The 24,912-nt window shown below is 67.8% G+C and carries 27 protein-coding genes; 6 read left to right on the forward strand and 21 right to left on the reverse strand.

All coding sequences use genetic code 11. The features are described from left to right. Positions 1 to 13 precede the first annotated feature (13 nt). Positions 14 to 625, forward strand: coding sequence for a DUF6436 domain-containing protein (locus MXC11_RS01070; protein WP_250004045.1), 612 nt, complete (start codon positions 14 to 16; stop codon positions 623 to 625). Between the two features lie 54 nt (positions 626 to 679). Here MXC11_RS01070 and MXC11_RS01075 read toward each other — a convergent pair whose 3' ends face one another. Next, complete coding sequence (locus MXC11_RS01075; protein ID WP_250004047.1) at positions 680 to 1,102, reverse strand: hypothetical protein; 423 nt, start codon at positions 1,100 to 1,102, stop codon at positions 680 to 682. Between the two features lie 152 nt (positions 1,103 to 1,254). After that, positions 1,255 to 2,337 carry a zinc ABC transporter substrate-binding protein gene (locus tag MXC11_RS01080; RefSeq protein ID WP_250004049.1) on the reverse strand — a complete coding sequence of 361 codons (1,083 nt, stop codon included), beginning with the start codon at positions 2,335 to 2,337 and terminating at the stop codon, positions 1,255 to 1,257. 63 nt (positions 2,338 to 2,400) lie between these two features. On the opposite strand from MXC11_RS01080, the gene MXC11_RS01085 reads away from it, so the two are divergent. The 4 genes from MXC11_RS01085 to MXC11_RS01100 are packed head-to-tail and all read left to right on the forward strand — an operon-like array spanning position 2,401 to position 4,923. Next, a complete protein-coding gene (locus tag MXC11_RS01085) occupies positions 2,401 to 2,904 on the forward strand; it encodes a Fur family transcriptional regulator (RefSeq protein WP_250004051.1) in 504 nt (167 codons plus the stop codon). Then, positions 2,888 to 3,670: a zinc ABC transporter ATP-binding protein ZnuC gene (gene znuC, locus MXC11_RS01090; RefSeq protein ID WP_250004053.1), complete on the forward strand. Its 783-nt coding sequence runs from the start codon at positions 2,888 to 2,890 to the stop codon at positions 3,668 to 3,670. Before MXC11_RS01085 ends, znuC begins: the two co-directional genes overlap by 17 nt. A gap of 2 nt (positions 3,671 to 3,672) precedes the next feature. Then, complete coding sequence (gene znuB / locus MXC11_RS01095; protein WP_250004055.1) at positions 3,673 to 4,461, forward strand: zinc ABC transporter permease subunit ZnuB; 789 nt, start codon at positions 3,673 to 3,675, stop codon at positions 4,459 to 4,461. Between the two features lie 36 nt (positions 4,462 to 4,497). Further along, positions 4,498 to 4,923, forward strand: coding sequence for a hypothetical protein (locus MXC11_RS01100; RefSeq protein ID WP_250004057.1), 426 nt, complete (start codon positions 4,498 to 4,500; stop codon positions 4,921 to 4,923). Positions 4,924 to 4,929: 6 nt separating this feature from the next. On the opposite strand, the gene MXC11_RS01105 is transcribed toward MXC11_RS01100, so the two are convergent. From MXC11_RS01105 to MXC11_RS01130, 6 genes are all read right to left on the reverse strand, one after another. Then, a complete protein-coding gene (locus MXC11_RS01105) occupies positions 4,930 to 5,271 on the reverse strand; it encodes a PA4575 family protein (protein ID WP_250004059.1) in 342 nt (113 codons plus the stop codon). Between the two features lie 149 nt (positions 5,272 to 5,420). Then, a complete protein-coding gene (locus MXC11_RS01110) occupies positions 5,421 to 6,650 on the reverse strand; it encodes a nucleoside recognition domain-containing protein (protein ID WP_250004061.1) in 1,230 nt (409 codons plus the stop codon). 62 nt (positions 6,651 to 6,712) lie between these two features. After that, positions 6,713 to 7,672, reverse strand: coding sequence for a quinone oxidoreductase family protein (locus MXC11_RS01115; protein ID WP_250004063.1), 960 nt, complete (start codon positions 7,670 to 7,672; stop codon positions 6,713 to 6,715). Positions 7,673 to 7,746: 74 nt separating this feature from the next. Beyond that, on the reverse strand, positions 7,747 to 8,346 hold the full coding sequence (locus MXC11_RS01120) for an FMN-dependent NADH-azoreductase (RefSeq protein WP_250004065.1): 600 nt from the start codon (positions 8,344 to 8,346) through the stop codon (positions 7,747 to 7,749). Positions 8,347 to 8,373: 27 nt separating this feature from the next. Then, positions 8,374 to 9,093: a pirin family protein gene (locus tag MXC11_RS01125; protein ID WP_250004339.1), complete on the reverse strand. Its 720-nt coding sequence runs from the start codon at positions 9,091 to 9,093 to the stop codon at positions 8,374 to 8,376. A gap of 67 nt (positions 9,094 to 9,160) precedes the next feature. Further along, the gene (locus tag MXC11_RS01130; protein ID WP_250004067.1) at positions 9,161 to 9,469 is read right to left on the reverse strand and encodes a hypothetical protein; all 309 of its coding nucleotides are present in this window, start codon (positions 9,467 to 9,469) and stop codon (positions 9,161 to 9,163) included. 109 nt (positions 9,470 to 9,578) lie between these two features. Between MXC11_RS01130 and MXC11_RS01135 the strand changes: the two genes are divergently transcribed. Then, entirely contained in the window at positions 9,579 to 10,496 is a 918-nt protein-coding gene (locus tag MXC11_RS01135; protein WP_250004069.1) for a LysR family transcriptional regulator, read from the forward strand. A 97-nt stretch (positions 10,497 to 10,593) separates the two neighbouring features. Here the strand turns inward: MXC11_RS01135 and cydB are convergent, their stop codons facing one another. The 13 genes from cydB to MXC11_RS01200 all read right to left on the reverse strand — a co-directional run bounded on the left by cydB (position 10,594) and on the right by MXC11_RS01200 (position 24,899). Further along, on the reverse strand, positions 10,594 to 11,598 hold the full coding sequence (gene cydB / locus MXC11_RS01140; protein WP_250004071.1) for a cytochrome d ubiquinol oxidase subunit II: 1,005 nt from the start codon (positions 11,596 to 11,598) through the stop codon (positions 10,594 to 10,596). Between the two features lie 10 nt (positions 11,599 to 11,608). After that, the gene (locus MXC11_RS01145) at positions 11,609 to 13,006 is read right to left on the reverse strand and encodes a cytochrome ubiquinol oxidase subunit I (RefSeq protein WP_250004073.1); all 1,398 of its coding nucleotides are present in this window, start codon (positions 13,004 to 13,006) and stop codon (positions 11,609 to 11,611) included. A gap of 97 nt (positions 13,007 to 13,103) precedes the next feature. Further along, positions 13,104 to 15,485, reverse strand: a complete 2,382-nt coding sequence (locus tag MXC11_RS01150) for a penicillin acylase family protein (protein WP_462938088.1) — start codon at positions 15,483 to 15,485, stop codon at positions 13,104 to 13,106. A gap of 93 nt (positions 15,486 to 15,578) precedes the next feature. Beyond that, a complete protein-coding gene (locus MXC11_RS01155) occupies positions 15,579 to 16,445 on the reverse strand; it encodes a DMT family transporter (protein ID WP_250004077.1) in 867 nt (288 codons plus the stop codon). An 87-nt stretch (positions 16,446 to 16,532) separates the two neighbouring features. After that, entirely contained in the window at positions 16,533 to 17,321 is a 789-nt protein-coding gene (pcaD, locus tag MXC11_RS01160) for a 3-oxoadipate enol-lactonase (RefSeq protein WP_250004079.1), read from the reverse strand. A gap of 104 nt (positions 17,322 to 17,425) precedes the next feature. Then, the gene (gene pcaF, locus MXC11_RS01165) at positions 17,426 to 18,631 is read right to left on the reverse strand and encodes a 3-oxoadipyl-CoA thiolase (RefSeq protein ID WP_250004081.1); all 1,206 of its coding nucleotides are present in this window, start codon (positions 18,629 to 18,631) and stop codon (positions 17,426 to 17,428) included. Further along, positions 18,628 to 19,410 carry a CoA-transferase subunit beta gene (locus tag MXC11_RS01170; RefSeq protein ID WP_250004083.1) on the reverse strand — a complete coding sequence of 261 codons (783 nt, stop codon included), beginning with the start codon at positions 19,408 to 19,410 and terminating at the stop codon, positions 18,628 to 18,630. Before MXC11_RS01170 ends, pcaF begins: the two co-directional genes overlap by 4 nt. After that, positions 19,407 to 20,264, reverse strand: a complete 858-nt coding sequence (locus MXC11_RS01175) for a CoA transferase subunit A (RefSeq protein ID WP_250004085.1) — start codon at positions 20,262 to 20,264, stop codon at positions 19,407 to 19,409. The genes MXC11_RS01170 and MXC11_RS01175 overlap by 4 nt, the downstream gene beginning before the upstream one ends. Before the next feature lie 185 nt (positions 20,265 to 20,449). After that, positions 20,450 to 21,424 (reverse strand): methyl-accepting chemotaxis protein, encoded by a 975-nt coding sequence (locus tag MXC11_RS12130; protein WP_462938086.1) that lies wholly within the window; start codon positions 21,422 to 21,424, stop codon positions 20,450 to 20,452. Positions 21,425 to 21,472: 48 nt separating this feature from the next. Then, complete coding sequence (locus tag MXC11_RS01185) at positions 21,473 to 22,216, reverse strand: ABC transporter ATP-binding protein (RefSeq protein ID WP_250004087.1); 744 nt, start codon at positions 22,214 to 22,216, stop codon at positions 21,473 to 21,475. Then, positions 22,216 to 22,974, reverse strand: coding sequence for an ABC transporter ATP-binding protein (locus tag MXC11_RS01190; RefSeq protein ID WP_250004089.1), 759 nt, complete (start codon positions 22,972 to 22,974; stop codon positions 22,216 to 22,218). The genes MXC11_RS01185 and MXC11_RS01190 overlap by 1 nt, the downstream gene beginning before the upstream one ends. Then, positions 22,971 to 24,017 (reverse strand): branched-chain amino acid ABC transporter permease, encoded by a 1,047-nt coding sequence (locus tag MXC11_RS01195; RefSeq protein ID WP_250004091.1) that lies wholly within the window; start codon positions 24,015 to 24,017, stop codon positions 22,971 to 22,973. The genes MXC11_RS01190 and MXC11_RS01195 overlap by 4 nt, the downstream gene beginning before the upstream one ends. Positions 24,018 to 24,038: 21 nt before the next feature. Beyond that, positions 24,039 to 24,899 carry a branched-chain amino acid ABC transporter permease gene (locus MXC11_RS01200; RefSeq protein WP_250004093.1) on the reverse strand — a complete coding sequence of 287 codons (861 nt, stop codon included), beginning with the start codon at positions 24,897 to 24,899 and terminating at the stop codon, positions 24,039 to 24,041. Between the last annotated feature and the right edge of the window lie 13 nt (positions 24,900 to 24,912).

Here is a 24,912-nt window from a genome sequence, read left to right on the forward strand (position 1 = left end):
GGCGCAGCGCAACATGGCAAGCTTGAGCCCCCACCGTCCGGCCCCTTACGCCATGCCCTCCTCCCGTCGCAAGAATCTGTTGATTGCCGTGCTGGCCCTGTGCTGGTTTGTCGCCCTCGGCGGCCTGTACGCCTGGTATCAGTCGCGCTACATCCGCCCGTTCGGTGAAACCACGGTGCTGTTCGATGCGGCGGCGCTGCGCCTGCCGGCCGAGCTGGCTGGGCCCGGCAATATCCGCGTGGTGCATCTGTGGGACCCGCCCTGCCCGTGCAATGTCGGCAATCAGCAGCACCTGAGCGAGCTGATCGCGCGCTTTGCCGAGCAGGGGGTCAGCTTCCACGTCTGGCAGAAGCCCGGCAGCCGCGGCCGTCTGCCAGAAAGCCTCGCCGCGCTGCAACCGCTGCGCGAGCTGCCGGGCGCCGAGCAGATGCCGGCCAGCCCGGCGGTGGCGATCTGGGATCGTGCCGGCAATCTGGCCTATCTCGGCCCTTACAGCGAGGGCGCGGTGTGTACCTCGGACAACAGCTTCATCGAGCCGATTCTCGATGCGCTGATCGCCGGCCGCCCGGTACTGGCCACCGGCACCCTGGCGGTGGGCTGCTACTGCCCCTGGGCGACGGAGTAAGGGACGGCGGTACGCGAGCAGGCTGAGCCGGGCGAGTACCCGCGGCTATCGTCTTCAGCGCACCAGCACGCGCAGACGCCGCTCGCGGCGACGTTCCTGCCAGCGGCGGGGCCAGGCGCGCAGGCCGTGGCGCAGCCGACGCAGGTAGCCGGCTGCCCGCAGGGTGTGCCAGAACACACCGCTGAAATAGCCGCCCGCAATGCACAGCCGCAGCTGCTGCTCCAGATGAGCGGCCGGGCTGCGCAAGAGGTACAGGCGTAGGTCGTGGTAATCGAGCAAGGCCCAGCCCAACAAGCACAGCAGCGGCAGCCCCACCGCCCAGCGCAGGCCTGCGCGCAGGGGGCGCAACAGACGCGGATCGCCGGTCCAGCAGCGCCAGCCGTGGGCCAGCGTGCGCCCGAGCAAGGCCAGCAGGCGCCCCACAAAACGCACCAGCCGGCCCGGCAGGCGAGGGGAAGGGTTGTTGCCGTAGATCATCCAGAGTGCCCGTACGGTCCAGAGAGGGCGCAGAGTCTAGGCAAGGTATGGATGACGACGGTTTCGACCGTGCCACAACTTGGCCGGCAGGCCGCCACAAAGCGTGCGACCGATCACAGGGTACGGCCGCACGGCAGGCACGGCTGGCCGCCTCAGAGGGCTTCCAGGCACTCGGCCATGATCGTGGCCAGGCCCTCGAGCAGCCGCTCATAGGCATCGGCCTTGAGGGGCAGGCCGTGGCCCAGGGCATCGAGTTCGGCAAAGCGCACATCCAGCCCGGCGCCCAGGGTCTCGGCCAGACGCGGGCGCTGTGGCGGCTCGGTGAACACGCAGCTGGCACCGGCCTGCTCCAGACGACTGCGCATCGCCGCCACGTGGCGCGCGCCAGGCTGGGCTTCGCTGCTGATGGCAAAGGCGGCGGTGTGGCGCAGGCCGTAAGCCTCCTCGAAGTAGTCATAAGCCTCGTGGAAGACGAAGAACGGCTTGTCCCGCAGCGTGGCCAGGCGCGCCTTGAGCCGCTCGTCCAGCGCCGCAAGACGCGCCTCGAAGGCGGCCAGATTGGCCTGATAACGGGCGGCGTTGTCCGGATCGGCGGCGGCCAGATCGGCGGCCATGCGCGCGGCAATCACCCGCGCATTGGCCGGCAGCAGCCAGAGGTGGGCATCCAGGGCGCCGGGGCGGTGGGCGTGGTCATGGTGATCCTCGTCCGCCTCGCCCGCCTTTGCCGGGTGCTCCGCGTGATCGGCGTGATCGGCGTGATCGGCGTGATCGGCGTGATCATCATGGTCCTGATGAGCGTCGTGCGCCTTGTGGCCTGCGTGTTCATCGTGATCCGCATGATCATCATGGCCGGCATGGGCGTCCTGTTCGGCCGCGTGCGCGGCATGCGCCTCGCCGAAGTGGCGCAGGTGCAGGCCCGGCAGGTGCTGGAGCGCCACCGCCGGCTGCGTGCGGCCTTCCAGCACGCGGGGCAGGAAGGTCTCCAGATCCTCGCCGATCCAGTAGAACAGCTGCGCCTCGCGCACCCGGCGGATGTCCGAGGGGCGCAGCGCATAGTGGTGCGGCGAGGCACCGGGCGGCAGCAGTACCTCGGGGCTGCCCGCGCCCTCTTGCACCGCGGCGGCGATCAGCTGCAGCGGCTTGATACTGGTCAGCAGCGAGACATCGGCCTGGGCCGGCAGGGCGACTAGAGCGGGCAGCGCTGCGGCCGACAGCAACGGGATCGAACGGAACATGGCGCAAGCTCTCAGGGCGGGAAAGGTCTATATAATAACGTCCCTTTCTTCCGGAGTGCCGTCATGTCGTCGACACCGCTGGCCTGCCATCCCCACGACCACAGCCACTGCGTGGCCAGCGCGCTGGCCGCCGCCGAGGCCATCTGCACCCGTCAGGGCGCACGCCTGACTGCGCTGCGCCGGCGCGTGCTGGAACTGGTCTGGCAGAGTCATCAGCCGCTGGGCGCCTACGACATCCTCGGCGTGCTGAATGCCGAGGATGGCCGCCGCGCCGCGCCGCCGACCGTCTACCGTGCCCTCGATTTTCTGCTGGAGCATGGCCTGATCCATCGTCTGGCCTCGCTGAATGCCTTCACCGGCTGCAGCCATCCGGGCGAATCCCACCAGGGGCACTTCCTGCTCTGTCGGCAGTGCAAGACCGCCATCGAGCTGTGCCAGCCGGCGATCAGCGAGGCCATTCGCAACGCCGCCGATGCGCTCGGCTTTGCCGTCGAGGGGCAGATGGTCGAGGTGGTCGGTCTGTGCAGCCGCTGCCAGTCGGGAGCCGCCCATGCCGGCCACGCCTGAGCCGCTGCTGCGCCTGCAGGGCGTCGGAGTGAGCTTTGACGGCAACGACATCCTGCAGGAGGTCGAGCTGACCCTGCAGCGCGGCGAGATCGTCACCCTGATCGGCCCCAACGGTGCCGGCAAGACCACCCTGGTGCGCGTGGTGCTGGGCCTGCTCGCCCCGCAGCGCGGGCAAGTCTGGCGGCGCGAACGGCTGCGCATCGGCTACATGCCGCAGAAGCTGCACGTCGAGCCGACCCTGCCGTTGAGCGTGCTGCGTTTTCTCTGCCTGGTGCCGGGTGTGCGCCGCGCCCAGGTCGAGGCCGCGCTCGAGGAAGTCGGCGCCGCCCAGGTGATCGACAGCCCGCTGCAGAAGATTTCCGGCGGCGAGCTGCAGCGCGTGCTGCTGGCCCGCGCCCTGCTGCGCCAGCCGGAGCTTTTGGTGCTGGATGAGCCGGTGCAGGGTGTGGATGTCAGCGGTCAGACCGAGCTGTACCGGCTGATCGGCACCCTGCGCCAGCGCTATGGCTGCGGCGTGCTGATGGTCTCCCACGACCTGCACCTGGTGATGGGCGCCACCGACCGGGTGATCTGCCTCAACCACCATATCTGCTGTTCGGGCCATCCCGAGCAGGTCAGCAACGATCCGGTATTCCGCCAGCTGTTCGGCCAGGATGCCCGCAGCCTGGCCATCTATCACCACCATCACGACCACGCCCACGACCTGCACGGCAGCGTGGTCGCGACCTCATCACCCCACCGCCACGGCCCGGACTGCAAGCACTGATCATGCCCGACTTCCTTCTCAATGCCCTGCTCGCCGGGCTCGCCCTGGCACTGGTCGCCGGCCCGCTGGGCTCCTTTGTGGTCTGGCGGCGCATGGCCTATTTCGGCGACACCCTGGCCCATGCGGCGCTGCTCGGCGTGGCGCTGGGTTTTCTGCTCGACATCAGCCCGACCCTTTCGGTGGCGCTGGGCTGCGTCCTGCTGGCGGTATTGCTGGTCACCGTGCAGCGCCGCCAGCCACTGGCCAGCGACACCCTGCTCGGCATCCTCGCCCACAGCGCACTATCGCTGGGGCTGGTCACCGTCAGTCTGCTGGATGAGGTGCGGGTCGATCTGCTCGCCTACCTGTTCGGCGACCTGCTGGCGGTCGGCAGCACCGACCTGCTGTGGATCGTCGCCGGCAGCCTGCTGGTGCTGGCCCTGCTGGCCTGGCTGTGGCAGCCGCTGCTGGCGATTACCGTGCATGAGGAGCTGGCGCGGGTCGAGGGCTTGCCGGTCGAGGCGCTGCGTCTGGCGCTGATGCTGCTGATCGCGGTGGTGATCGCGGTGGCGATGAAGATCGTCGGCGTGCTGCTGATCACCTCGCTGCTGATCATCCCGGCCGCCAGCGCCCAGCGCCATGCGCGCACCCCGGAGCAGATGGCCATCGGCGCGAGCCTGGTGGGACTGGCTTCGGTGTGTGGCGGGCTGGCGTTGTCCTGGCAGCACGATACGCCCGCCGGGCCGTCGGTCGTGGTCAGCGCCGCGGCGCTGTGCCTGCTGAGCTTCCTGCTGCCCCGCCGGGCGGTGTAATATCGCTCACTTTCTGTACAGCCCGAGGCACTGCCGATGACCTCTTCCCTTCGTCTGAGCAGCGCGCTGCTCCTGCCGCTGCTCGGCGCCTGCCAGAGCCCCGCGCCGACCGAGCAGGCCGCGCCGGCTCAGCCCGCCCTCTGGCAACTGGAAGCCCAGCTGACCGCTGGTGATCTGGAAGCGGCCAGTGCCGCCTTCGACGAGCTGCAGCGCCTGCAGGCCGGCAACACGCTGGAGGCCTACCAGCGGCGTCTGGCCGAGGCCTGGCTGCAGCGCAGCCAGCAGGCTCTGGAGGCCGGCGATCTGAATGCCGCCACCGCCGCGCTGGCCCGCGCCCGCGCCCTGCTGCCCCAGGCACCAGCGCTGATCAATGACCTGGGTAGCACGCGCCCGGCGCCAGAGGCCGCACCTGCGGAGCTTGCACCCGCAGCGGCGCCAGGCGCTGCATCTCCCGCACCCTGAAGCGCCTCAGGCGTACCAGAACAGCGGCTCGCGCACCGGCGCGGGGGCTGCAGGCTGCGGCGTACTCTGCTGCAGCAAGTGCGCCGACCAGCGGGATATCCCCTCATCAATGCGCATGCCCTGCCCCAGCAGACCATCGACCACCTGCTCGAGAATGAAGCGGGCGCTGAGCGAGCACGGGAACGGTCCCTGCACGCTCACCCGCTCGGGCAGCTCGCCATCCAGGCAGATGGCGCAGAGAAATACCCAGTCCGAACCGCTGCCAGAAACCGGGCGGATCAGACATTCGATGCGGGTGTGGGTGTCGGTGGCGGGTTCGTGGCGCAGGATACAGAGCGGACGCAGCATGGCGGCATACCTCGATCAGCCAGAAGAGCATTTCACGGCCTGCCATCCCTGTGACTGTGAGGCATCCGTCACAGAAAACTAGCCCAGTTTTGTGACACGTCAAGCACGCTCGTCGCCGGCCATGCACCCTGCTGGGGCAATCCAGCGCGTCAGGCAAAGAACCAGTAGCACACCGCAATCGCCGCCAGCACCCCGGAAAGATCCGCCAGCAACGCGCAGCCTACCGCATGGCGGGCGCGCTGGATGCCCACCGCGCCAAAGTACACCGCCAGCACGTAGAAGGTGGTTTCGGTGCTGCCCTGCACGGTCGCCGCCACCAGCGCCGGGAAGCTGTCCACTCCCTGACTCTGCATGGTCTCGATCAGCATGGCCCGCGCGGCACTGCCGGAGAACGGCTTGACCAGCGCGGTGGGCAGCGCATCGACAAAGCGGCTGTCCCAGCCGGCCCACTCGACCAGCATGCGGATACCCTCAAGGCCCAGCTCCAGCGCCCCCGAGGCGCGCAGCACGCCAATCGCGCAGAGCATCGCCACCAGATAGGGCAGCAGGTTTTTGGCGACCTCAAAGCCCTCGCGGGCGCCCTCGACAAACGCCTCGTAGACCGGCACCCGGCGCAGCGCGCCGAACAGCACAAAGCCCAGGATCAGGCCGAACAGGGTCAGGTTACCGAGCAGCGAGGACAACGCCGCCAGCGCACTGGCCGACAGCCCCGCCAGCAGAGCCATGAAGCCGCCAAGCAGCAGCGCCGTGCCGCCCAGCCAGGCCAGCACCACCGGATCGTGCAGGCGCAGGCGCTGCATGAACGCCACGCTGAGCAGCCCGACCAGAGTCGAGGCGCTGGTCGCCAGCAGGATCGGCAGAAACACCAGGGTCGGGTCTGGCGCGCCCTGCTGCACCCGGTACATGAAGATCGACACCGGCAGCAGGGTCAGCGACGAGGCATTGAGCACCAGAAACAGGATCTGCGCATTGCTCGCCGTGGTCTGGCTCGGGTTGAGGCTCTGCAGCGCGTGCATGGCCTTGAGGCCGATCGGCGTGGCGGCGTTGTCCAGCCCCAGCGCATTGGCGGTGAAATTCAGGGTGATCAGCCCCAGCGCCGGATGGCCGGGCGGCACCTCCGGCATCAGGCGGCGAAACAGCGGCCCGAGCAGCACCGCCAGCCGCTCGACCAGCCCGGCACGCTCGGCAATGCGCAGAAACCCCAGCCAGAGGGTCAGGGTGCCGAACAGCACCACCATCACCTCGACCGAGAGCTTGGCCATGGCGAACAGACTCTCGACCATGGCGGCGAACACGCCGGGATCATCGCCGATCAGCCAGCGCCCGGCGGCGGACAGCGCCGCCACCACAAAGAATCCGAGCCACAGGCCGTTGAGCATGACGATCCCCCTCCCGATCAGGCCGGCGATGATAGCCGGCCCGCCGGAAGGGGGCCATCGACTCAGTCGGGGATCAGCACGATCTTGGCGCTACCCGCCTCCACCGCCCGGTACGCCTCGACCCCGCGACTGAGCGGCCAGCACTGCGGCAGGGCCGGCAGCGGCAGTTGCCCGGCGGCAAACAGCGCCCCGATCGACTGCAGATGGCGGGCGCATTCCTCAAGGCTATAGAGCAGCGAATTGACCCCGACCAGCACACCGCCGCGCCGGTACAGATCCAGCACCGGCACCTCGACCTGCCCGCTGACCGGTGCGGCGATCACCGCCAGACGCCCGAAGGTCGCCAGCGCCGGCACCGCTGCCGCCAGCCAGAAGCCGGTGGTGTCGAAGATCACCTCAGGCAGCACACCGGCAAAGGCCTCCTGTACCTGCGCCGCCAGTGCCGTCGGCTCGCCCAGCAGCAGGGTGTGGGTGCGCGCCTGCCAGGGCGCCAATGCCTCGCGACGCCGCGCCGCCACACACACCTGCGCACCGCGCGCCAGCGCCAGATCAGCCGCCGCCTGCGCCACCGCGCCGGCACCGATGATCAGCAGCCGCGTGCCCTGCTCGACCCCCGTGCGGCTCAGGGCATCCCAGGCGGTCAGGTAGGGCACTCCGCAGGTCGCGGCGCGGGCAAAGTCCAGCTCGGCCGGCAGACGGGCCAGCGCCTCAATCGGCAGGCAGACTTGCGCGGCATGGCAGCCATCGCGGGTGAAGCCAAAGCCCTTGCCGCTGCCGCCCCACACCGCCTGGCCAAGCCACTCGTCCGGCCCCTCGATCACCACCCCAGCAAAATCCCGGCCGGGAATCCGTGGGGTCTGGGTATAGGGAAAGCGCCCCAGCACGTTCTTCACATCGCTGGGATTGACACCGGCGGCACGCACCTCGACCCGCACCTCACCCGCGGCCAGCGGCGGTGCGGCCACCTCGCAGAGCTGCAAGGCATCCAGAGAGCCGGTGGTGGAAAACTGCAAGGCCTGCATGGGCGTACTCCTGAAACACGGCAAATGAACAAACGGCCCCCTCAGCGGGAGGGCCGTTTACATGGGGTGAGTCCTCAGCCGATCAGCGCGGCGATGTGCGCCTCAGCGGCAGCAAAGGCCTGCTCGACGCCCTCGGCGCCCATCGCCAGCCCTTCGGCGTAGATGAACTCGACATCCTGCATGCCCAAAAAGCCCAGCATGGTCTTCAGGTACGGCACCTGGGAGTCAGCCGGGGTGTCGCGGTACTGACCGCCACGCGCCAGCGCGACGTAGACCTTTTTGCCGGTCAACAGCCCCTGCGGGCCGTTCTCGGTGTAGCGGAAGGTCACCCCGGCGCGGGCGATGGCATCCAGCCAGCACTTGAGCTGCACCGGCACGCCGAAGTTGTACATCGGCACGCCGAGCACCAGCACATCGGCAGCCTGCACCTGGGCGATCAGCGCGTCATCAAGGGCCACGCGCGCCGTCTGTTCGGCGCTACGCTGCTCGGCCGGGGTGAACAGCGCGCCCAGCGCGTCCTGATCGAGCATCGGGTGCGGCTGGCGGGCCAGGTCACGCAGCTCCAGCTGCGCCTGCGGGTGAGCGGCTTTGAGGCGGGCGCTGATCGCATCGGCCAGACGGGTGGAGTTGGCGCCCTGGGTGCGGGCGCTGGCATTGATCTGCAGAATCTTCATCGGTGGGGTTCCTGGGAGTGAAAAGCGTCAGTAACGGGGTTGTTCGTGGGGGCGCAGGTCGAATAGCAGCACCTCGGCCTGCTCGCCCTCGGCAAACTCGATCTCGCGCACGCGGCGCAGGCGCGCACCGTCGCCGGCCTGCAGGCGCTGGCCGTTGACGCTCAGGCTGCCGCGCGCCACCTGAATATAAGCAAAGCGATCAGGCGCCAGCGTGATGCGCTGCCGCTCGGCACCATCGAACAGGCCGGCATACACCCGGGCATCCTGATACACCGCAAGCGAGTCGTCCGCCCCGTCAGGCGAGATGATCAGGTGCAGCTGGCCGCGCTTCTCTTCAGCGCTGAAGTGGCGCTGCTGATAGCGCGGCGTCACGCCCTGACGATCGGGGACGATCCAGATCTGCAAAAAATGCACCGGCTGATCGGCCGAGGCGTTGTATTCACTGTGCCGGATGCCGCTGCCGGCACTCATCATCTGCACATCCCCGGCGTGGATCACCGAGCCTGTGCCCATCGAATCGCGGTGCGCAAGCGCGCCCTCCAGCACGTAGGAGAAGATCTCCATGTCGCGGTGCGGGTGGGTATCAAAGCCGTGGCCGCCGCGCACCCGGTCATCATTGATCACCAACAGATCCGAGAAGCCCAGCTGCTGCGGATCGTAGTAGCGGCCAAACGAGAAGCTGTGCTGCGACTGCAGCCAGCCAAAGTCGGCAACGCCGCGCGCGGCGGCCGGGCGAATCTCCAGCATGTCGATCTCCTTGAGTTCAGCGGGGGTGAGGCCGGTCATGCCGGCCTCGCCCTCCCGTGGACAGCTCTCAGTTCTTGATGGCTTCCAGCACATGGCGCGGGTGGCCGCCGGTGGCAAACAGGTTGCGCTGCTCGATCTGCACCTGCACCGGGTCGATCCGCTCATCCGCCTGCGGCTCGATGCGCAGGGTCAGCGGCTGCTCCACGCCACTGACCATCAGGGCGCCCTCGATAGCGGTCGGCTGGCCGGCCTCGAACTGCACCCGATGGGTGGTGAAGGTCGCCTCATCGCTGGACGGGGCCGCCAGGGCACTGGTGGCGGTCAGGGCGGAAGCGCTCAGCAGCAGGATGGTCGAGAGTGTGTGCAGGGTTTTCATCAAATCGCTCCAGTGAAGGGCATGGTGGGTGACGCCGCGCACTGTAGCGGCGGCATTGACGCTGAAATAGGTGACAATCAACAACACTCTGTTGACGCTGGAGGCAACAATGAACCGTCTTGAGGCGATGGCGCTGTTCGTGCGGGTGGCGGAGCTGGGCAGCTTTGCCGCCGCGGCCAGTCAGCTGGGCGTGGCCCGCTCGGTGGTCACCCGGCAGATCGCCGCACTGGAGGCGCATCTGGGCAGCAAGCTGATGGTGCGCAGTACCCGGCGCCTGACCCTGACGACCGCTGGCAGTACCTATCTGGAAAAATGCCGGACGATCCTCGCGCTGGTCGAGGAGGCCGAGTCGGGGGTGATGGAGGCGCGTCAGGAGCCGAGCGGGCCGCTGCGCATCAGCCTGCCGCTGAGCTTTGGCCTGCGCCGGCTGGTGCCGCTGCTGCTGGAGTTCGCCCGCTGCTGGCCGAAGATCCAGCTGTCACTGGATTTCAGCGACCGGCGCCAGCACCTGATCGAGTCCGGCATCGCCCTGTCGATCCGCATCATGGCGCAGCCGGAACCCGGCGATATCGTTCGGCGCCTAGGCAGTGTGCGGTTGCAGGTGGTGGCGGCGCCCGACTACCTGGCCCGCCACGGCTGCCCGCAGCATCCTCAGGAGCTCAAGGCACATACCTGCCTCGGCTATTCCCAGTACCTGAACAACCAGCCCTGGCAGTTCAGTCTGGACGGCCAGCTGCGCAGCCTGGCGCTGCCGCTGGCGCTACAGGCCAACAATGGCGACGCGCTGGCCGAGGCGGCCGCCCAGGGCATGGGCATCAGCCAGCAGCCGGATTTCATCATCGCCCCGTATCTGGCCGATGGGCGTCTGGTGACCCTGCTGCAGGCCTTCGAGCCGCCACCGCTGGGCATCTACGCCCTGCTGGCCGGCAACCGCTTCCTGCCGCACCGGGTGCGGGTGCTGATCGACTTTCTGGCCGAGCGACTGGCCGAGCCATCGGCCACGCCGCCCAGTCCTTCGCCTCAGTGAATCAGGCTGCGGATCAGCAGGCCGACCAGCGCCAGCGCGCCCACACCCAGAGCCCAGAACAGCACGAACCAGCCCAGTTGCCGCCAGGTACGCGCCATCAGTGATACCCGCCCTGCGGGTCGATCTTGCCGCGGAACACCCAGTAGGCGTAGCCGGTATAGGCTAGGATCAGCGGCAGCAGCACCAGCGCACCGGCCAGCAGGAACCACAGGCTGTCGTCCGGGCCGGCCGTCTCCCAGAGGGTCAGGGCCGGGGGCACCATGTAGGGGAACAGGCTGATGCACAACCCGACAAAGCTCAGCACGAACACCGACAGCGCCGCACCGAACGGCCAGGCATCACGGCCACGGCGCATCCCCTGCACGAACACCAGCACCGCCACCAGCATCAGCGCCGGGACCCAGATGCTGAACAGCGCCCCGGGCAGGCTGAACCAGCGCGCCAGGTACTGCGGATTGAGCAGCGGGGTGAGCAGGCTGACCACCCCGATCAGCAGCAGGGTCAGCGCACCGCTCAGCCACGCCAGGCGCCGCGCCCGCTCACGCACTGCCCCTTCCGTCTTCATCAGCAGCCAGGTGGCGCCCAGCAGGCTGTAACCGCAGACCAGCGCCACGCCAGTCAGCAGCGAGAAGCCGCTCAGCCAGTCCCAGTGCCCGCCGGCATAGGCGCGATTTTCCACCGCGATGCCCTGCACCAAGGCACCCAGCGCTACCCCCTGCGCCAGCGTCGCCAGCAGGCTGCCCGCACAGAACGACAGGTTCCACACCCAGCGCCCGCGCTGGGTCCGCCAGCGGAACTCGAACGCCACCCCGCGCAGCACCAGGGCCAGCAGCATGACGATGATCGGCACATACAACGCCGGCATGATCACCGCATACGCCAGCGGAAACACCGCAAACAGCCCGCCGCCGCCCAGCACCAGCCAGGTCTCGTTGCCATCCCAGACCGGGGCCACCGTGTTCATCGCCAGCGACTTCTCCTCATCGCCGCGCATGAAGGGGAACAGCATGCCGACCCCCAGATCAAAACCGTCGAGTACCACATAGGCCAGTACGGCAAAGGCAATCAGCGCCGCCCAGACCAGAGCCAGATCGATTGTCATCTCAGTCTCCTCAACGGGTCGCGGACGGCTGGCTGCCGTCATGCAGAGCCGGAATACCCGCCGCACGCAGCGGCCCCGCCACCGAGGGCGCCATGCCCTGCACGCGCGTATTCATCAGACGCAGGATGTAGAAGGTGCCGGCCCCGAACATCGAGAAATAGATGACGATGAACGCCAGCAAGGAACTGCCCACGGCCGTCGCCTCGACCGGCGCCACACTGTCGGCGGTCAGCAGCAGCCCCTGAATGGTCCACGGCTGACGGCCCACCTCGGTGGTGATCCAGCCGGCCAGCACCGCGACAAAGCCACTCGGCCCCATCAGCAGCGCCGCGCGCAGCAGCGCCGACGAGCCATACAGCCGCCCACGCCAGCGCAGCCAGGCGGCCCACAGCCCGAGGCCGGCCATCAGCAGGCCGAGCATCACCATCACCCGGAACGACCAGAACACCAGCGCCGCCTTCGGGCGCTCCTCACGCGGCCAGGCCTTGAGGCCCTGCACCTCGCCGTCCCAGTCATGGGTGAGGATCAGCGAGCCGAGCTTGGGAATCTGCACGGCATAGCGGGTGATTTCAGCCTCATCATCAGGCAGGCCGAAGAGGATCAGCGGTGCCCCGGCGTGGGTCTCGTAATGCCCCTCCATCGCCGCCACCTTGGCCGGCTGATACTCCAGGGTATTGAGGCCGTGGAAGTCCCCGGCCAGCACCTGCAGTGGCGCGACCACCACCAGCATGCCCATCGCCATGCCGAACATGGTGCGCGCCGCCTGATCGGCGCGGTCACGCAGCAGGTGCCAGGCACCGACCGCCCCGACCACCAGAGCGGTGGTCAGGTAGGCGGCCAGCACCATGTGCACCAGCCGGTACGGGAACGAGGGGTTGAAGATGATCGCCCACCAGCTCTCGGGGATGAACTGCCCCAGCTCATTGATCCCGTATCCCTGGGGCGTCTGCATCCACGAGTTGACACTGAGGATCCAGAACGCCGAACCGAGGGTACCGACCGCCACCATCAGGGTGGCGAAGAAGTGCAGGCGCGGACCGACCTTCTCGCGGCCAAACAGCATCACGCCCAGAAAGCCGGCTTCCAGAAAGAAGGCCGACAGCACCTCGTAGCCCATCAGCGGCCCGAGGATCGGCCCGGCCTTGTCGGAGAACACCGACCAGTTGGTGCCGAACTGGTAGGACATGACGATGCCCGAGACCACGCCCATGCCAAAGGCCACGGCGAAGATGGTCTTCCAGTAGTTGAACAGGCGCAGGTAGACCGGCTGGCCGGTGCGCAGGTGCAAGCCGTTAAGTACCGCCAGATAGCTGGCCAGCCCGATCGAAAATGCCGGGAAGATGATGTGAAAGGACACCGTGAAAGCGAACTGCAGACGCGCCAGTTCCAGTGCATCGAAGCCGAACATGGAAATATCCCCGCGGGGAGTGGAGTCGCGGCACAGGATGGTCGCCACGGGTACGGGTGAGAACTGCCAGATTGTCACATGGGACAATCCGCCCCGCTCACGGCCGCAGCCACAGCACCCGCCCGTCAGGCTGAGCCGCCCAGGGCCGCTCGCGGTATTCGCCGGCCAGATAGGCACGGGCCTGATCGGCATAGTGGCGATCCAGCGGCACCCCACTCTGCCCGAGCGGCGCCGCCCGCCAGGCGGTGGGCGCGGCGCCCAGCTCGATCACCCGGCGCACCGAGGGGCCGTACTGCACCGGCCAGGGTGCCGGCCCCAAGGCTTGAGACAGGTTGTTGGGCACCTCGTGGCTGCCGGGCGCCTCCAGCGGGCCGACGTTGAGCAGCCGATCCAGCGGCGCGAGGCGCCCAAGCGGATGACCGAAAGTCAGGGTATGGGCGCGGCCCCAGCGCCAGGTGTCCGGCGCACCGTACAGCGCGCGCAGGTGCGCAAGGCTCGCCTGCCAGGCGCGCGCGAGGATCGCCGCGCGGTCCTCGCGGGCCGGCGTGGCGCGATCATCCCACCAGGGCGAATCGTGGCGGGCGGCCAGTGCGGGTAGCGCCTCATCCAAGGCGCGGGTCTGCAGCAGGGCGGCAAACCAGCCCTCGCCCAGCTCATCGGCCAGCGCGGCGCGGGCCAGCTCGTAGCGCAGCTGGTTGAACAGCACCGCCGGGCGCGAGTCCAGCTCGTGCGCGCCGGACCAGGCCAGCAGCTCCTCCAGCAGCGCGCGCTCCGCCTCGCCCACCTCGGCACGCAGCTCCGCCGCCAGCGGGGCCAGCAGGCGCGCGGGGTAGGCGCTGGCGGTGTCCAGCTGCAGGGCGCGGCTGTCGGCGGGCGTCCAGCCGTGAGGGCGCGCATCCAGTGCCGCCTGCAGGCGCTGCTGGCGATCGACCGGGTTGTAGTAGCCCGGCCCGCCTCCGGCCGGGCGCTGGTTGGCGGACAGCACATAGCCGCGCGGCGGGTTTTCCTCCTGAGGATTCTCCGCGAACGGGCGCGGCTGCGGCGCCTGCGCGTCAGCGCTGCCGCCCTGCAGGATGAACGCCGGATCCACCCCCGGCGGATGGCGCAACAAGCGCGCGGCGCTCCACCAGGCAATATCGCCCCCGGCGCCCGCCCACACCACGTTCAGCCCCGGCGCGGCGATGCCGGCCACCGCGGCGCGGGCCTTGGCCAGACTGTCGGCGCGGTTGAGCTGGTAGAAGGCGTCAAGGATCGGGTTGTACGCCTCATACAGCACCCAGCGCAGCGCCAGCGGCGTGGGACCGGCCTGCTCGCCGAGTGCCTCGTTGATCAGCGGGCCATTCGGTGAGCGGCGCAGGCACAGCTCGACCGGTGCGGCATCGCGCACGGCAATCGATTCGCAGCGCTGGCTCAGCGTCACCCACTGCCCGTCGTGCCAGATGCGCTGGGCATCCTGCGGATCGACCTGCTCGGCGATCAGGTCCATGTCATCGTTCTGCAGCATGGTCAGGCTCCAGGCGAAGGCGGCGCTGTGCCCGAGCAGGGCAAACGGTACCAGCGCATGGTGCTCGCCGTAGAGATCCAGCCCCGGCGCCTCTAGGCGGGCGCTGTACCAGACCTGCGGCACGCTGAAGGCGATGTGCGGGTCTCCCGCTAGCTGCGGCGCACCGCTGGCGGTGCGTGCGCCAGACAGCGCCCAGGCGTTGCTGCCGGCAAAGCGCGAGAAGGCCGGTCCCGGCAGCGCCGCCACCTGCTGCGCCAGCGCCTCGAGGGCCGACCAGTCCGCCTCCTGCAGCCGCCCGGAGGCGGCCGGCGCGCGGTTCAGGGCCTCGCTGAAGATCGCCAGGTACTCGCTGCCCAGCCGGTCGCGGACATGGGTGAGCAGTGGCTCACTGCGCAGCGCGGCGGCAAAGCTGTAGGCCATGTAGCCGACCACGCTGAAGGTGTCGGTGGCGGTAAAGGGCCGCGGCGTGATGCCCAGCACGGCAAATTCCGGCGGCAGCGGCCGGCTGGCCTGGAACTGGTTGATGCCATCCAGATAGGCCTGCAACGCTCGCCAGGCCGGGGTATCGTGCGGCTCACGGGCGGCCGCGGCACTCGCCTGCTCGCCGAGGCGCAGAGTGCGGAACAGCCGATCGACCGGTAGCAGCTCGGCGCCGAGGATCTCGGCAAGCTCGCCCTGGGCCAGACGGCGCAGCAGCTCCATCTGGAACAGCCGGTCCTGGGCGTGCACAAAGCCCAGCGCCCGGTACAGATCCGTCTCGTGTTCGGCCTGGATATGCGGTACGCCCTCGGCATCGAAGCGTACCGCCACCGGCGCGCGAAGGCCGCTCAGCGGCAGGCTGCCCTCGCGCTGCGGCAGGCTGCGCTGCCAGAACAGGCCCAGCAGCAACGCACCGAGCAGCAGCACGGCCAGCAGCGCATACAGCGCAAGACGCCAGGGCCGGCGCCACGCGGCCAGTGAGCGGACAGCAGAAATCTTCACGGACGGTTTCCAGCACAGTGACGAGGCGCCCATGGTAGCGGCCCTGCCCAACGCCTGCAGCCTGCGCGGTGCTCGGGGCCGCGCGCCTCAGCGCCGCACGGCCCGCGCCTGCACCCAGACGCTGAGCAGCCCGGCACAGATGATCACCGCCATGCCCAGCAGCGCGCCGCCGTCCGGGCGATGCGCAAAGACCAGCAGCCCGAGCAGCGCGGCAAACAGAATCTGCAGGTAGCTGAACGGCGCCAGCACCACCGGCGAGCTGTAGTGGAAGGCGCGGGTCATCAGCAGATGGCCGAACACGCCGATGCCGCCGAGCGCCAGCATGGCCAGCAGCGCGGGCAGCGCCGGCCAGCCCGCCCAGAACCATGGCAGCAACAGGCTCATCCCGCCAAGGCCAATCAGCCCGGAAATCAGGTTGCTGGTCAGCGCCGAATCGCGGTTGCCGATGCGCCGGGTCAGCAGCTGGTACAGGGCATAACAGGTCGCCGAACCCAGCGGCAGCAGCATGGCCGGCGTCAGCAGCCCGCCGCCGGGCCGCACGATGATCAGCACACCGACAAAGCCGATGGCCACCGCCAGCCACTGGATCGGCCGGGCCCGCTCGCCAAGGATCGGCATGGCCAGCAGGGTGACCAGCAGCGGGGCGAGAAACTGCACCGCCGTCGCCTCGCCCAGGGGCAAAAAGCGCAGCGCCGAGAAGAAGAACAGGCTGATGCCCAGCTGGCTCAGGCCGCGCAGTACCTGCAGCCCCGGGCAGTTGACCCGCAGCAGGCCCAGCCCCTGACGGGGCAGCAGCCAGGCACCGAGCAGCGCGGTCTGGGCGAAGTAACGCACCCAGGTGACCAGCACCACGCCATGGGCCAGCGCCAGGAACTTGGCCAGGCTGTCCATCGAGGCGAAGATCAGCGCCACCAGACAGGTGAGCAGGATGCCCTTGAGGGGGTTGGCAGTCATGGTACAGGGGTTCCGTCAGGCAGGAGGCCCGGACGTCGGGATGTCGGGGCGGTGTGCCCAGCATGGCACATCCGCCCCCGTCTGACCTCAGCGGGTCAGAAACGCCAGCACGGCATTGCTGAAATCAGCACCGGCTTCGACGTTGGAGAGGTGCGCGGCATGGAACTCGACCAGCTCCGCGCCCTGGATGCGCGCCTGCATGAAGCGGCCATCGTCCGGGGTGGTCACCGCATCGGCGCTGCCGCAGACGATCAGGGTCGGCACGCGGATGGCTCCGATCTGCTCGCGGTAGTCGGCATCGCGCACCGCCGCGCAGTTGGCGGCATAGCCCTGCGGCGAGGTGGAGGCCAGCATGCCGACGATCGGCTCGGCCTGCTCCGGGTGCGCCGCGGCGAACTCGGCGGTGAACCAGCGGGCGATCGAGGCATCGCGCAGGTCACGCATCGCCTGCTGGCCACCGGCCAGTACGGTCTCGATGCGGGTGTTCCACACCTGATCGTTGGCGATCTTCGCCGCGGTGTTGCACAGCACCAGACGGGTCAGACGCTCACCGGCATGAATGCCCAGCCACTGGCCGATCAGGCCGCCCATCGACAGACCGCAGAACGCCGCCTTGTCGATGTTCAGCGCATCGAGCAGGGCCAGCACGTCACGGCCAAGCTGCTCGATGCTGTAGAAGCCCTCGGTGGCCAGCGAGGCGCCATGGCCGCGGGTGTCAAAGCGCAGCACGCGAAAATGCTGGGTGAAGGCCGGGATCTGCGCGTCCCACATATGCAGGTCAGTGCCCAGCGAGTTGGACAGCACCAGCACCGGGGCATCGACCGGGCCATCGAGCTGATAGTTCAGGGCGCCATCGGCGAGTTGTACGGTCGGCATGCAGCACTCCTTGGAGAATCAACGGGAAACAGCAACGCGAATGCAGCGACCGCCAGGGGCAGCCGCTGCATCGCTTACCAGGCAGGCAGACACCTGCCGGTCACTTACACGCGCTCGAAGGCCAGCGCCAGACCCTGACCGACGCCCACGCACATGGTCGCCAGGCCACGCTTGCCGCCGGATTTCTCCAGCTGATGCAGCGCGGTCAGGACCAGACGGGTGCCGCTCATGCCCAGCGGGTGGCCGAGGGCGATGGCGCCGCCGTTGGGGTTGACCCGGGCGTCGTCGTCGGCGATGCCCAGCTCGCGCATGCAGGCCAGACCCTGGGCGGCGAAGGCTTCGTTGAGCTCGATGACATCAAAGTCCGCCACCGACAGCTTCAGGCGCGCGCAGAGCTTGCGCACCGCCGGCACCGGGCCGATGCCCATCACCCGCGGCGCGACACCGGCCGAGGCCATGCCGATCACCTTGGCGCGCGGGGTCAGGCCGTACTTGGCGACCGCCTCGGCGCTGGCGAGGATCATCGCCGCGGCACCGTCGTTGATGCCCGAGGCATTGCCGGCGGTGACGCTGTTGCCCTCGCCGTTGACCGGCTTGAGCTTGGCCAGCGCTTCCGGGGTGGTGTCCGGACGCGGGTGCTCGTCCTGCTCGATCACGGTGTCACCCTTGCGGCCCTTGATCACCACCGGGGTGATTTCCTCGGCGAAGTAGCCAGAGGTCTGGGCACGGCCGGCGCGCTGCTGGCTGCGCAGGGCGAAGGCGTCCTGATCTTCACGGGAGATGCCGTATTCCTGAGCGACGTTGTCCGCCGTCTGCGGCATGGCCTCGACGCCGAACTGCGCCTTGAACGCCGGGTTGATGAAGCGCCAGCCCATGGTGGTGTCTTCGATCTTCTGGCTGCGGCCAAAGGCGCTTTCCGCCTTGCCCATCACGTAGGGCGCGCGGCTCATCTGCTCGACGCCACCGGCAATCGCCAGCTCCATCTCACCCAGCGCAATGGCGCGGAAGGCGTTACCCACTGCTTCCAGGCCCGAGGCACACAGGCGGTTGACGGTCACACCCGGCACGCTGTCGGGGATGCCGGCCAGCAGCAGCGCCATGCGCGCCACGTTGCGGTTGTCCTCACCGGCCTGGTTGGCACAGCCCAGGAACACCTCATCGATCGCCGCAGGATCGAGCTGCGGGTTGCGCTCCAGCAGCGCCTTGAGGGGAATCGCCGCCAGATCGTCGGCCCGCACAGCGGCCAGTGCGCCGCCAAAGCGGCCGATCGGTGTGCGGATCGCGTCGCAAATGAAGACGTCGCGGCTCATGCATCACCCCCGACCTGACCGTGGGCCGCGGCGGTACGCGCTTCCAGGGCACGCAGGGCCTCCAGCTCGACCTGGGTCGGCTCCGGCACGATGCTCACCTCATCGGCAAAGCGGATCGCCCAGCCGGTGTTCTCGATGATCTGCTCGCGGGTCACGCCCGGGTGGATGGCGGTAACGATGAACTCGTTGCTGCCCGCTTCCGGCTCCATGATGCAAAGGTCAGTGATGATCGCCACCGGGCCCTTGCCCGGCAGGCCCAGACGCTGACGGTGATCGCCGCCCTCGCCATGACCGACCGAGGTGATGAAGTCGAGCTTATCGACAAAGCTGCGATGACCCTGCTTGAGGATGATCAGCACCTCTTTGGCGCTACCGGCGATTTCCGGCGCGCCACCGGCGCCGGGCAGGCGCACTTTCGGCGAGAAGTAGTCGCCGACCACGGTGGTGTTGATGTTGCCGAACTTGTCGACCTGCGCAGCGCCCAGGAAGCCGACGTCGATGCGCCCGCCCTGCAGCCAGTAGCGGAAGATTTCGCCGGTGGGCACCACGGTGTCGGCGGTTTCGGCCAGCTCGCCGTCACCGATGGACAGCGGCAGCACGGTCGGCTTGGCGCCGATCGGGCCGGATTCGTAAATCAGCACCACGTCCGGGGACGAGGTCAGGCGCGCCAGGTTGGCGGCCTTGGACGGCAGGCCGATACCGACGAAGCACACCGCGCCGTTCTTCAGGCGACGGGCCGCGGCCACGGTCATCATTTCGTTGGTGGTGTAGCTCATCACTTGGCCTCCTGCTGAGCGGCCAGCTTGGCCTGATACTCGGAGAAATCGGCGGTGCCGCGAATGTAGGTGTCGATCCACGCAGTGAAAGTGTCACGGTTGCGGGCGATCGGATCCCAGGCCTGGTAGAAGCGGTTATCGCGCTCGTAGTAGCCGTGGGCGTAGGATGGATGGGCACCACCCGGCACCAGGCAGACCGCCGACAGTGCCCAGGTGGGCAGCACGCAGGCGTTCATCGGCGCGTTGAGGTCGTCGACGATTTCCTCGACGGTGACGATGGCGCGCTTGGCGGCCAGCACGGCTTCCTTCTGCACCCCGAGGATGCCCTGCACCAGCACGTTGCCCTTGCGATCGGCCTTCTGGGCATGGATCACGGTGACATCCGGGCGCACGCTCGGTACGGCGGCCAGCTGCTCACCGGTGAACGGGCAGGTGACCGACTTGATCAGCGGGTTGACCTTGGGCAGGTCGGAGCCAGCGTAGGCGCGCAGCACGGCGAACGGCAGGCCGGAAGCACCGGCGACGTAGGCGTTGGCCAGGTCGGCGTGGCTGTGCTCTTCGATTTCCAGGGCGTGCGGCCACTGCTTCTCGACAGAATCACGCAGGCGGTGCAGGGAGCCGACACCGGGGTTGCCACCCCAGGAGAAGATCAGCTTCTTGGCGCAGCCCGAGCCGATCAGCTGGTCGTAGATCAGGTCGGGGGTCATGCGCACCAGGGTCAGCTCTTTCTTGCCCTGACGGATGATTTCGTGACCGGCAGCAGTCGGGATCAGGTGGGTGAAGCCTTCGAGGGCGACGGTATTGCCGTCGTTGACGAAGCGTTGCACCGCTTCGCGCAGGGTGAGGATTTCGGCCATCGCTAGTGCTCTTGCTCGGTGGGGAAAACCGGCGCCATGACGCCGGTGAGTGTCTCTGACACGCGCAACAGTAGGATGCTACGCGCAGCGCGGCAATCCGATAACCGATTATAGGTTCGATAATCGAACAAAAACCGCTGACTGTTCGCGGTGTTGTCATCCGCGCGGCGTAGCGGCGCGCCCGATCAGCCCTGCAAAGGACTGGCCACCTGAGCCCCCAGCTCGCGGCTGATCCGGCTCTGTTGCTCTATGCCCTGGATCACCCGGTTGACGATGGCCACGCGCGCCTGGGCGCCTTCGCGGATTTCGCCCATCGCCGTCAGTGCTAACTGCGCTTGTTGCAGGGCCTGGGTGGCGCTGCCGCCCAGCTCGCCGATCCCGGCGCGGGCGCTTTCGGCGGCGCCTTCCAGACTGCTGGCGATCTGCATGATCTGCACGCTGGATTCGTTGGCGCGCTGGGCGAGGCTGCGCACCTCGCCGGCCACCACGGCAAAGCCCCGGCCATACTCGCCGGCCCGCGCCGCCTCGATGGCCGCGTTGAGGGCCAGCAGGTTGGTCTGCATGGCAATCTCCTGGATGCTGGAGACGATCGCGGCAATGCTCTGCGACTGGCCACGCAGCGCGTCGAATACGTCATGCAGGCTGTCCATATGCCCGGACAGGCCACCGACACGGCTGCTCACCTCCTCGATCGAGCGCAGGCTCTGCACCACCCGCTCACCAAAGCCTGCGGCCAGCTGGCTGGCGTAGTCCATGTCGTTCTGTACCTGGCCGATGGCCGCCTCCAGCGCCTGCAGGCTCGGTTGCAGGGTCTGTGGATCGAAGTCGCTGGTGGCCTGCTGGTGATGGGCGGCTTCCGCCGGCTCATGCGCCGCCGGCAGATCAATAGAGGGGGTTTCCATCTGGGCCAGGGCCGGCTCGGTAGAACGGTGCGCACAGCGCAGCAGCCAGAGTGCCGCCAGCAGGGAGGCCAGCGTGCCCAGCCAAGCGAGTGGGCTGGCCAGCTGCAGGGCTTGCAGGCCAGTCACCGCCACGATCAGTACGGTAGCCAGAAGAGAGGGAAGAGCGATCATCGGCAGACTCCAGCAGACTGTCGTCGTGCGCCAGCGGCCGGAACAGCGCCCCGGCGCACGGTGGGCGGGACAGAATACCTTGGCCATCCGGCGGACCAAGGGTCGAAGACCGCCTGGTGGGCGGTCTTCGCACACTTACAGACCGATATGCTCCTGCAGCAGCTGCGGCTGCTGCTTGAGCTCGCTGCTCGGGCCATCGTAGACCACATGTCCCTTGACCATGATCATGCTGCGATCCGTCAGATCGAGCAGCACGCTGACGTTCTTGTCCACCACCAGGGTGGCGATGCCGGTGTCCTTGATGGTGCGGATCACCCCCCAGATTTCCTTGCGGATCAGCGGCGCCAGCCCTTCGGTGGCCTCATCGAGGATGATCAGCTCCGGGTTGGTCATCAGCGCCCGACCGATGGCGACCATCTGCTGCTCGCCGCCGGACAGGTTGCCGGTCAGGTGAGCAAAGCGCTCGGCCAGACGCGGGAAGGTGGCCAGCACCCGGTCAAGATCCCAGTCCTTGCGACCGTTGAGGCCGGGGCGGGCCGCCATGACCAGACTCTCGCGCACGGTCAGGTTGGGGAACATGCCCCGCCCTTCCGGGACGTAGCCGATGCCGCGGCGGATGGTCTGGTAGGGCGGCTGGCCGTTGACCCGCTCGCCACAGACATACACATCGCCGCGGCGCGGGGTGACAAAACCCAGCATCGAGCGGATGGTGGTGCTCTTGCCCATGCCGTTGCGCCCGAGCAGCGCCAGGGTCTCGCCGGGGGCGATACGCAGATCGACCCCGTGCAGGATGTGGCTGTTGCCGTAGTAGGTGTGCAGACCGACCGCCTCGATGATCGGGGTGGCGGACTGCGGTGCCTGTGCCAGTGCTGCGCTCATCAGAACTCCTCCTCGCCATCGCCCAGATAGGCTTCCTGGACCAGCGGATCGTTGCGCACCTGATCAAGCGGGCCACTGGCCAGCATCTGGCCGTTGACCATCACGGTGAGCTTGTGGGCGATGCTGAACACCGCATCCATGTCGTGCTCGACCAGCACCAGCGAATAGTCGCGGGACAGGGTGGCCAGCAGCTCCACGACGCGGCTCGACTCCTCCTTGCCCATGCCGGCCATCGGCTCATCGAGCAGCAGGAAGCTCGGTTCGGTGGCCAGCACCATGCCGATCTCCAGCTGACGCTGCTCGCCATAGCTCATGGTCCCGGCGATCACGTCGCGCTTGGCGCTCAGGCCGCACAGCTCAAGGCCCATTTCAGCCAGTTCGCGCACCTGGCTGTAGCGCTCGCTGCGCCGGAAGAAGCGGAACGAGTTTTTCAGTCGCGACTGGGCGGCCAGCCAGCAGTTTTCCATGCAGGTGAAGCTTGGGAAGATGTTGGTGCGCTGGAAGCTGCGCCCCATCCCCAGGTGCGAGATGCGCTGCGGCGGGGTGCCGGTGATGTCGCGGCCCTTGAAGATGATCTGCCCCTCGCAGGGCGGCAGGTGCCCGGACAACAGGTTGACCATGGTGCTCTTGCCGGCACCGTTGGGGCCGATGATCGCGTGCACTTCACGCTGACCGACTTGCAGGGACACGGCATTGACGGCCGTCAGACCACCGAAGGTCTTGGTCAGACCGCGGGTTTCCAGAATGATCTCGCTCATGGTTGGCCAGCCTCTTTCTGTACGGCGCCTGCCAGGGGGGCAGCGCTCTTGTTATTGACGTTTTTTGCCGACAGCCGTTCGGTGAGCTTGAGCAGCAGCCCGGCGATACCGCGCGGCAGCACCAGCACCATGCCGATCACCACCAGGCCCATCAGCAGCTCCCAGTGCGGGGTGATGGCGGCGAAGCCGGCATGCAGGCCCTCGAAGGCAAAGGCGCCGAGGATCGCCCCAAACAGCGTGCCCATGCCGCCGAGGATCACCATCACCAGCACATGGGCCGACAGCTCCCAGCCTACCTGGTCGGGGCTGACGAAGCCGTACTGGGTCGCCGACAGCATGCCGGCGTAACCGGCCAGCGTGCCGGCAATCACGAAGGCCACCAGCTTGTAGTACAGCGGGTTGTAGCCCATGGCGCGCACGCGGGACTCGTTCTCCTTGATGCCCAGCAGCAGCTGGCCGAAGGGTGCGCGCAGGAAGGTGCGCAGCAGGGCGAATACCGCGATCAGCGAGACCAGCACGACATAGAACAGCGTGGTGCGGTTTTCCAGATCGAGCAGTTGCACCCCGGCGATGCTGACATCCGGCTTCATGAACAGGTAGGCGCCGTCGGAGCCACCGGTAAACGAGGAGTCATGGAAGAAGAAGTAGAGCATCTGCGAGAAGGCGATAGTCGCCATGATGAAGAAGATGCCCGAGGTGCGGATGATCAGCAGCCCCATCAGCAGGGCCGCCAGGGCACTGACCCCAAGGCAGATCGGCAGGGCCACCCAGATGCTGACAGCTTCGTACTCGGGCGCCACCAGCACCAGGGTGTAGCCGGCCAGACCGAAGAAGGCCGCCTGGGCGATGCTGACCATCCCGGTGATCCCGACCAGCAGGTCAAGGCTCAGGGCGACGATGGACAGGATCATGATGGTGGTGAGTTTTTGCAGGTAGAAATCAAACTTGTCGCCGACCAGCGCCTCGCCAAACAGCGGGAACAGGGCGATCAGCACGGTCAGCACGATCAGCAGGTTGCGGATCGGAGCAGGCAGGATGCGCATGAGAGGATTCTCCGCAGGTAATCAGGCGAACAGGCCGCGTGGCTTGAACAGCAGCACCGCTGCCATGAGGACGTACACCACCATCCCGGCGAAGTCAGGGACCAGCACCGCACCCCAGGTGGCAGTCAGACCGACCAGCAGGGCACCAAGGAAGGCACCACGGATCGAGCCGAGGCCCCCGATGACCACCACCACAAAGGCAATGATCAGCACCTGGTTGCCCATCCCCGGGTATACCGAGGAGATCGGCGCGGCGATCATGCCGGCAAAGGCGGTCAGTGCGGCGCCAGCGGCAAACACCAGGGTGTAGATGCGGCGGATGTTGATGCCAAGGCCCTGCACCATGTCACGGTTGCTGGCGCCACCGCGGATGATCATGCCAAGGCGCGTGCGCTGCAGGACCAGGTACATCACCAGGGCGATCACCCCGCAGACAGCGGAGACGAACAGTCGGTACACCGGGTAGTCGAGCGTCTCGGTCAGGGCGATCGAGCCGGACAGCAGCGCCGGAATCGCCACGCTGTGCACGTCATTGCCCCAGATGATGCTCTGCAGGGCGTCGAACACCAGGATCAGGCCGAAGGTCATCAGTACCTGGTCGAGGTGATCGCGCTTGTACAGCGCCTGCATCAGGAAGCGCTCGATGAGAATGCCGATGCCAACGGCCAGCGGAATGGCCAGCGCGATGGCCAGGAACAGGTTGCCGACCATGCCACTCAGCCAGTAGGCCAGGTAGGCGCCCACCATGTACAACGCGCCATGCGCCAGGTTGATGATGTGCATGATGCCGAAGATCAGCGTAAGGCCGCTGGCGATCAGGAACAGCAGCAGCCCGTACTGCAGACCGTTCATGGTCTGGATGAGAATGCTGGAAAGGTCCATGGGAGTTATCCAC

It is taken from the genome of Pseudomonas eutrophicaquae (assembly GCF_023544715.1).
Classification (GTDB): domain Bacteria; phylum Pseudomonadota; class Gammaproteobacteria; order Pseudomonadales; family Pseudomonadaceae; genus Geopseudomonas.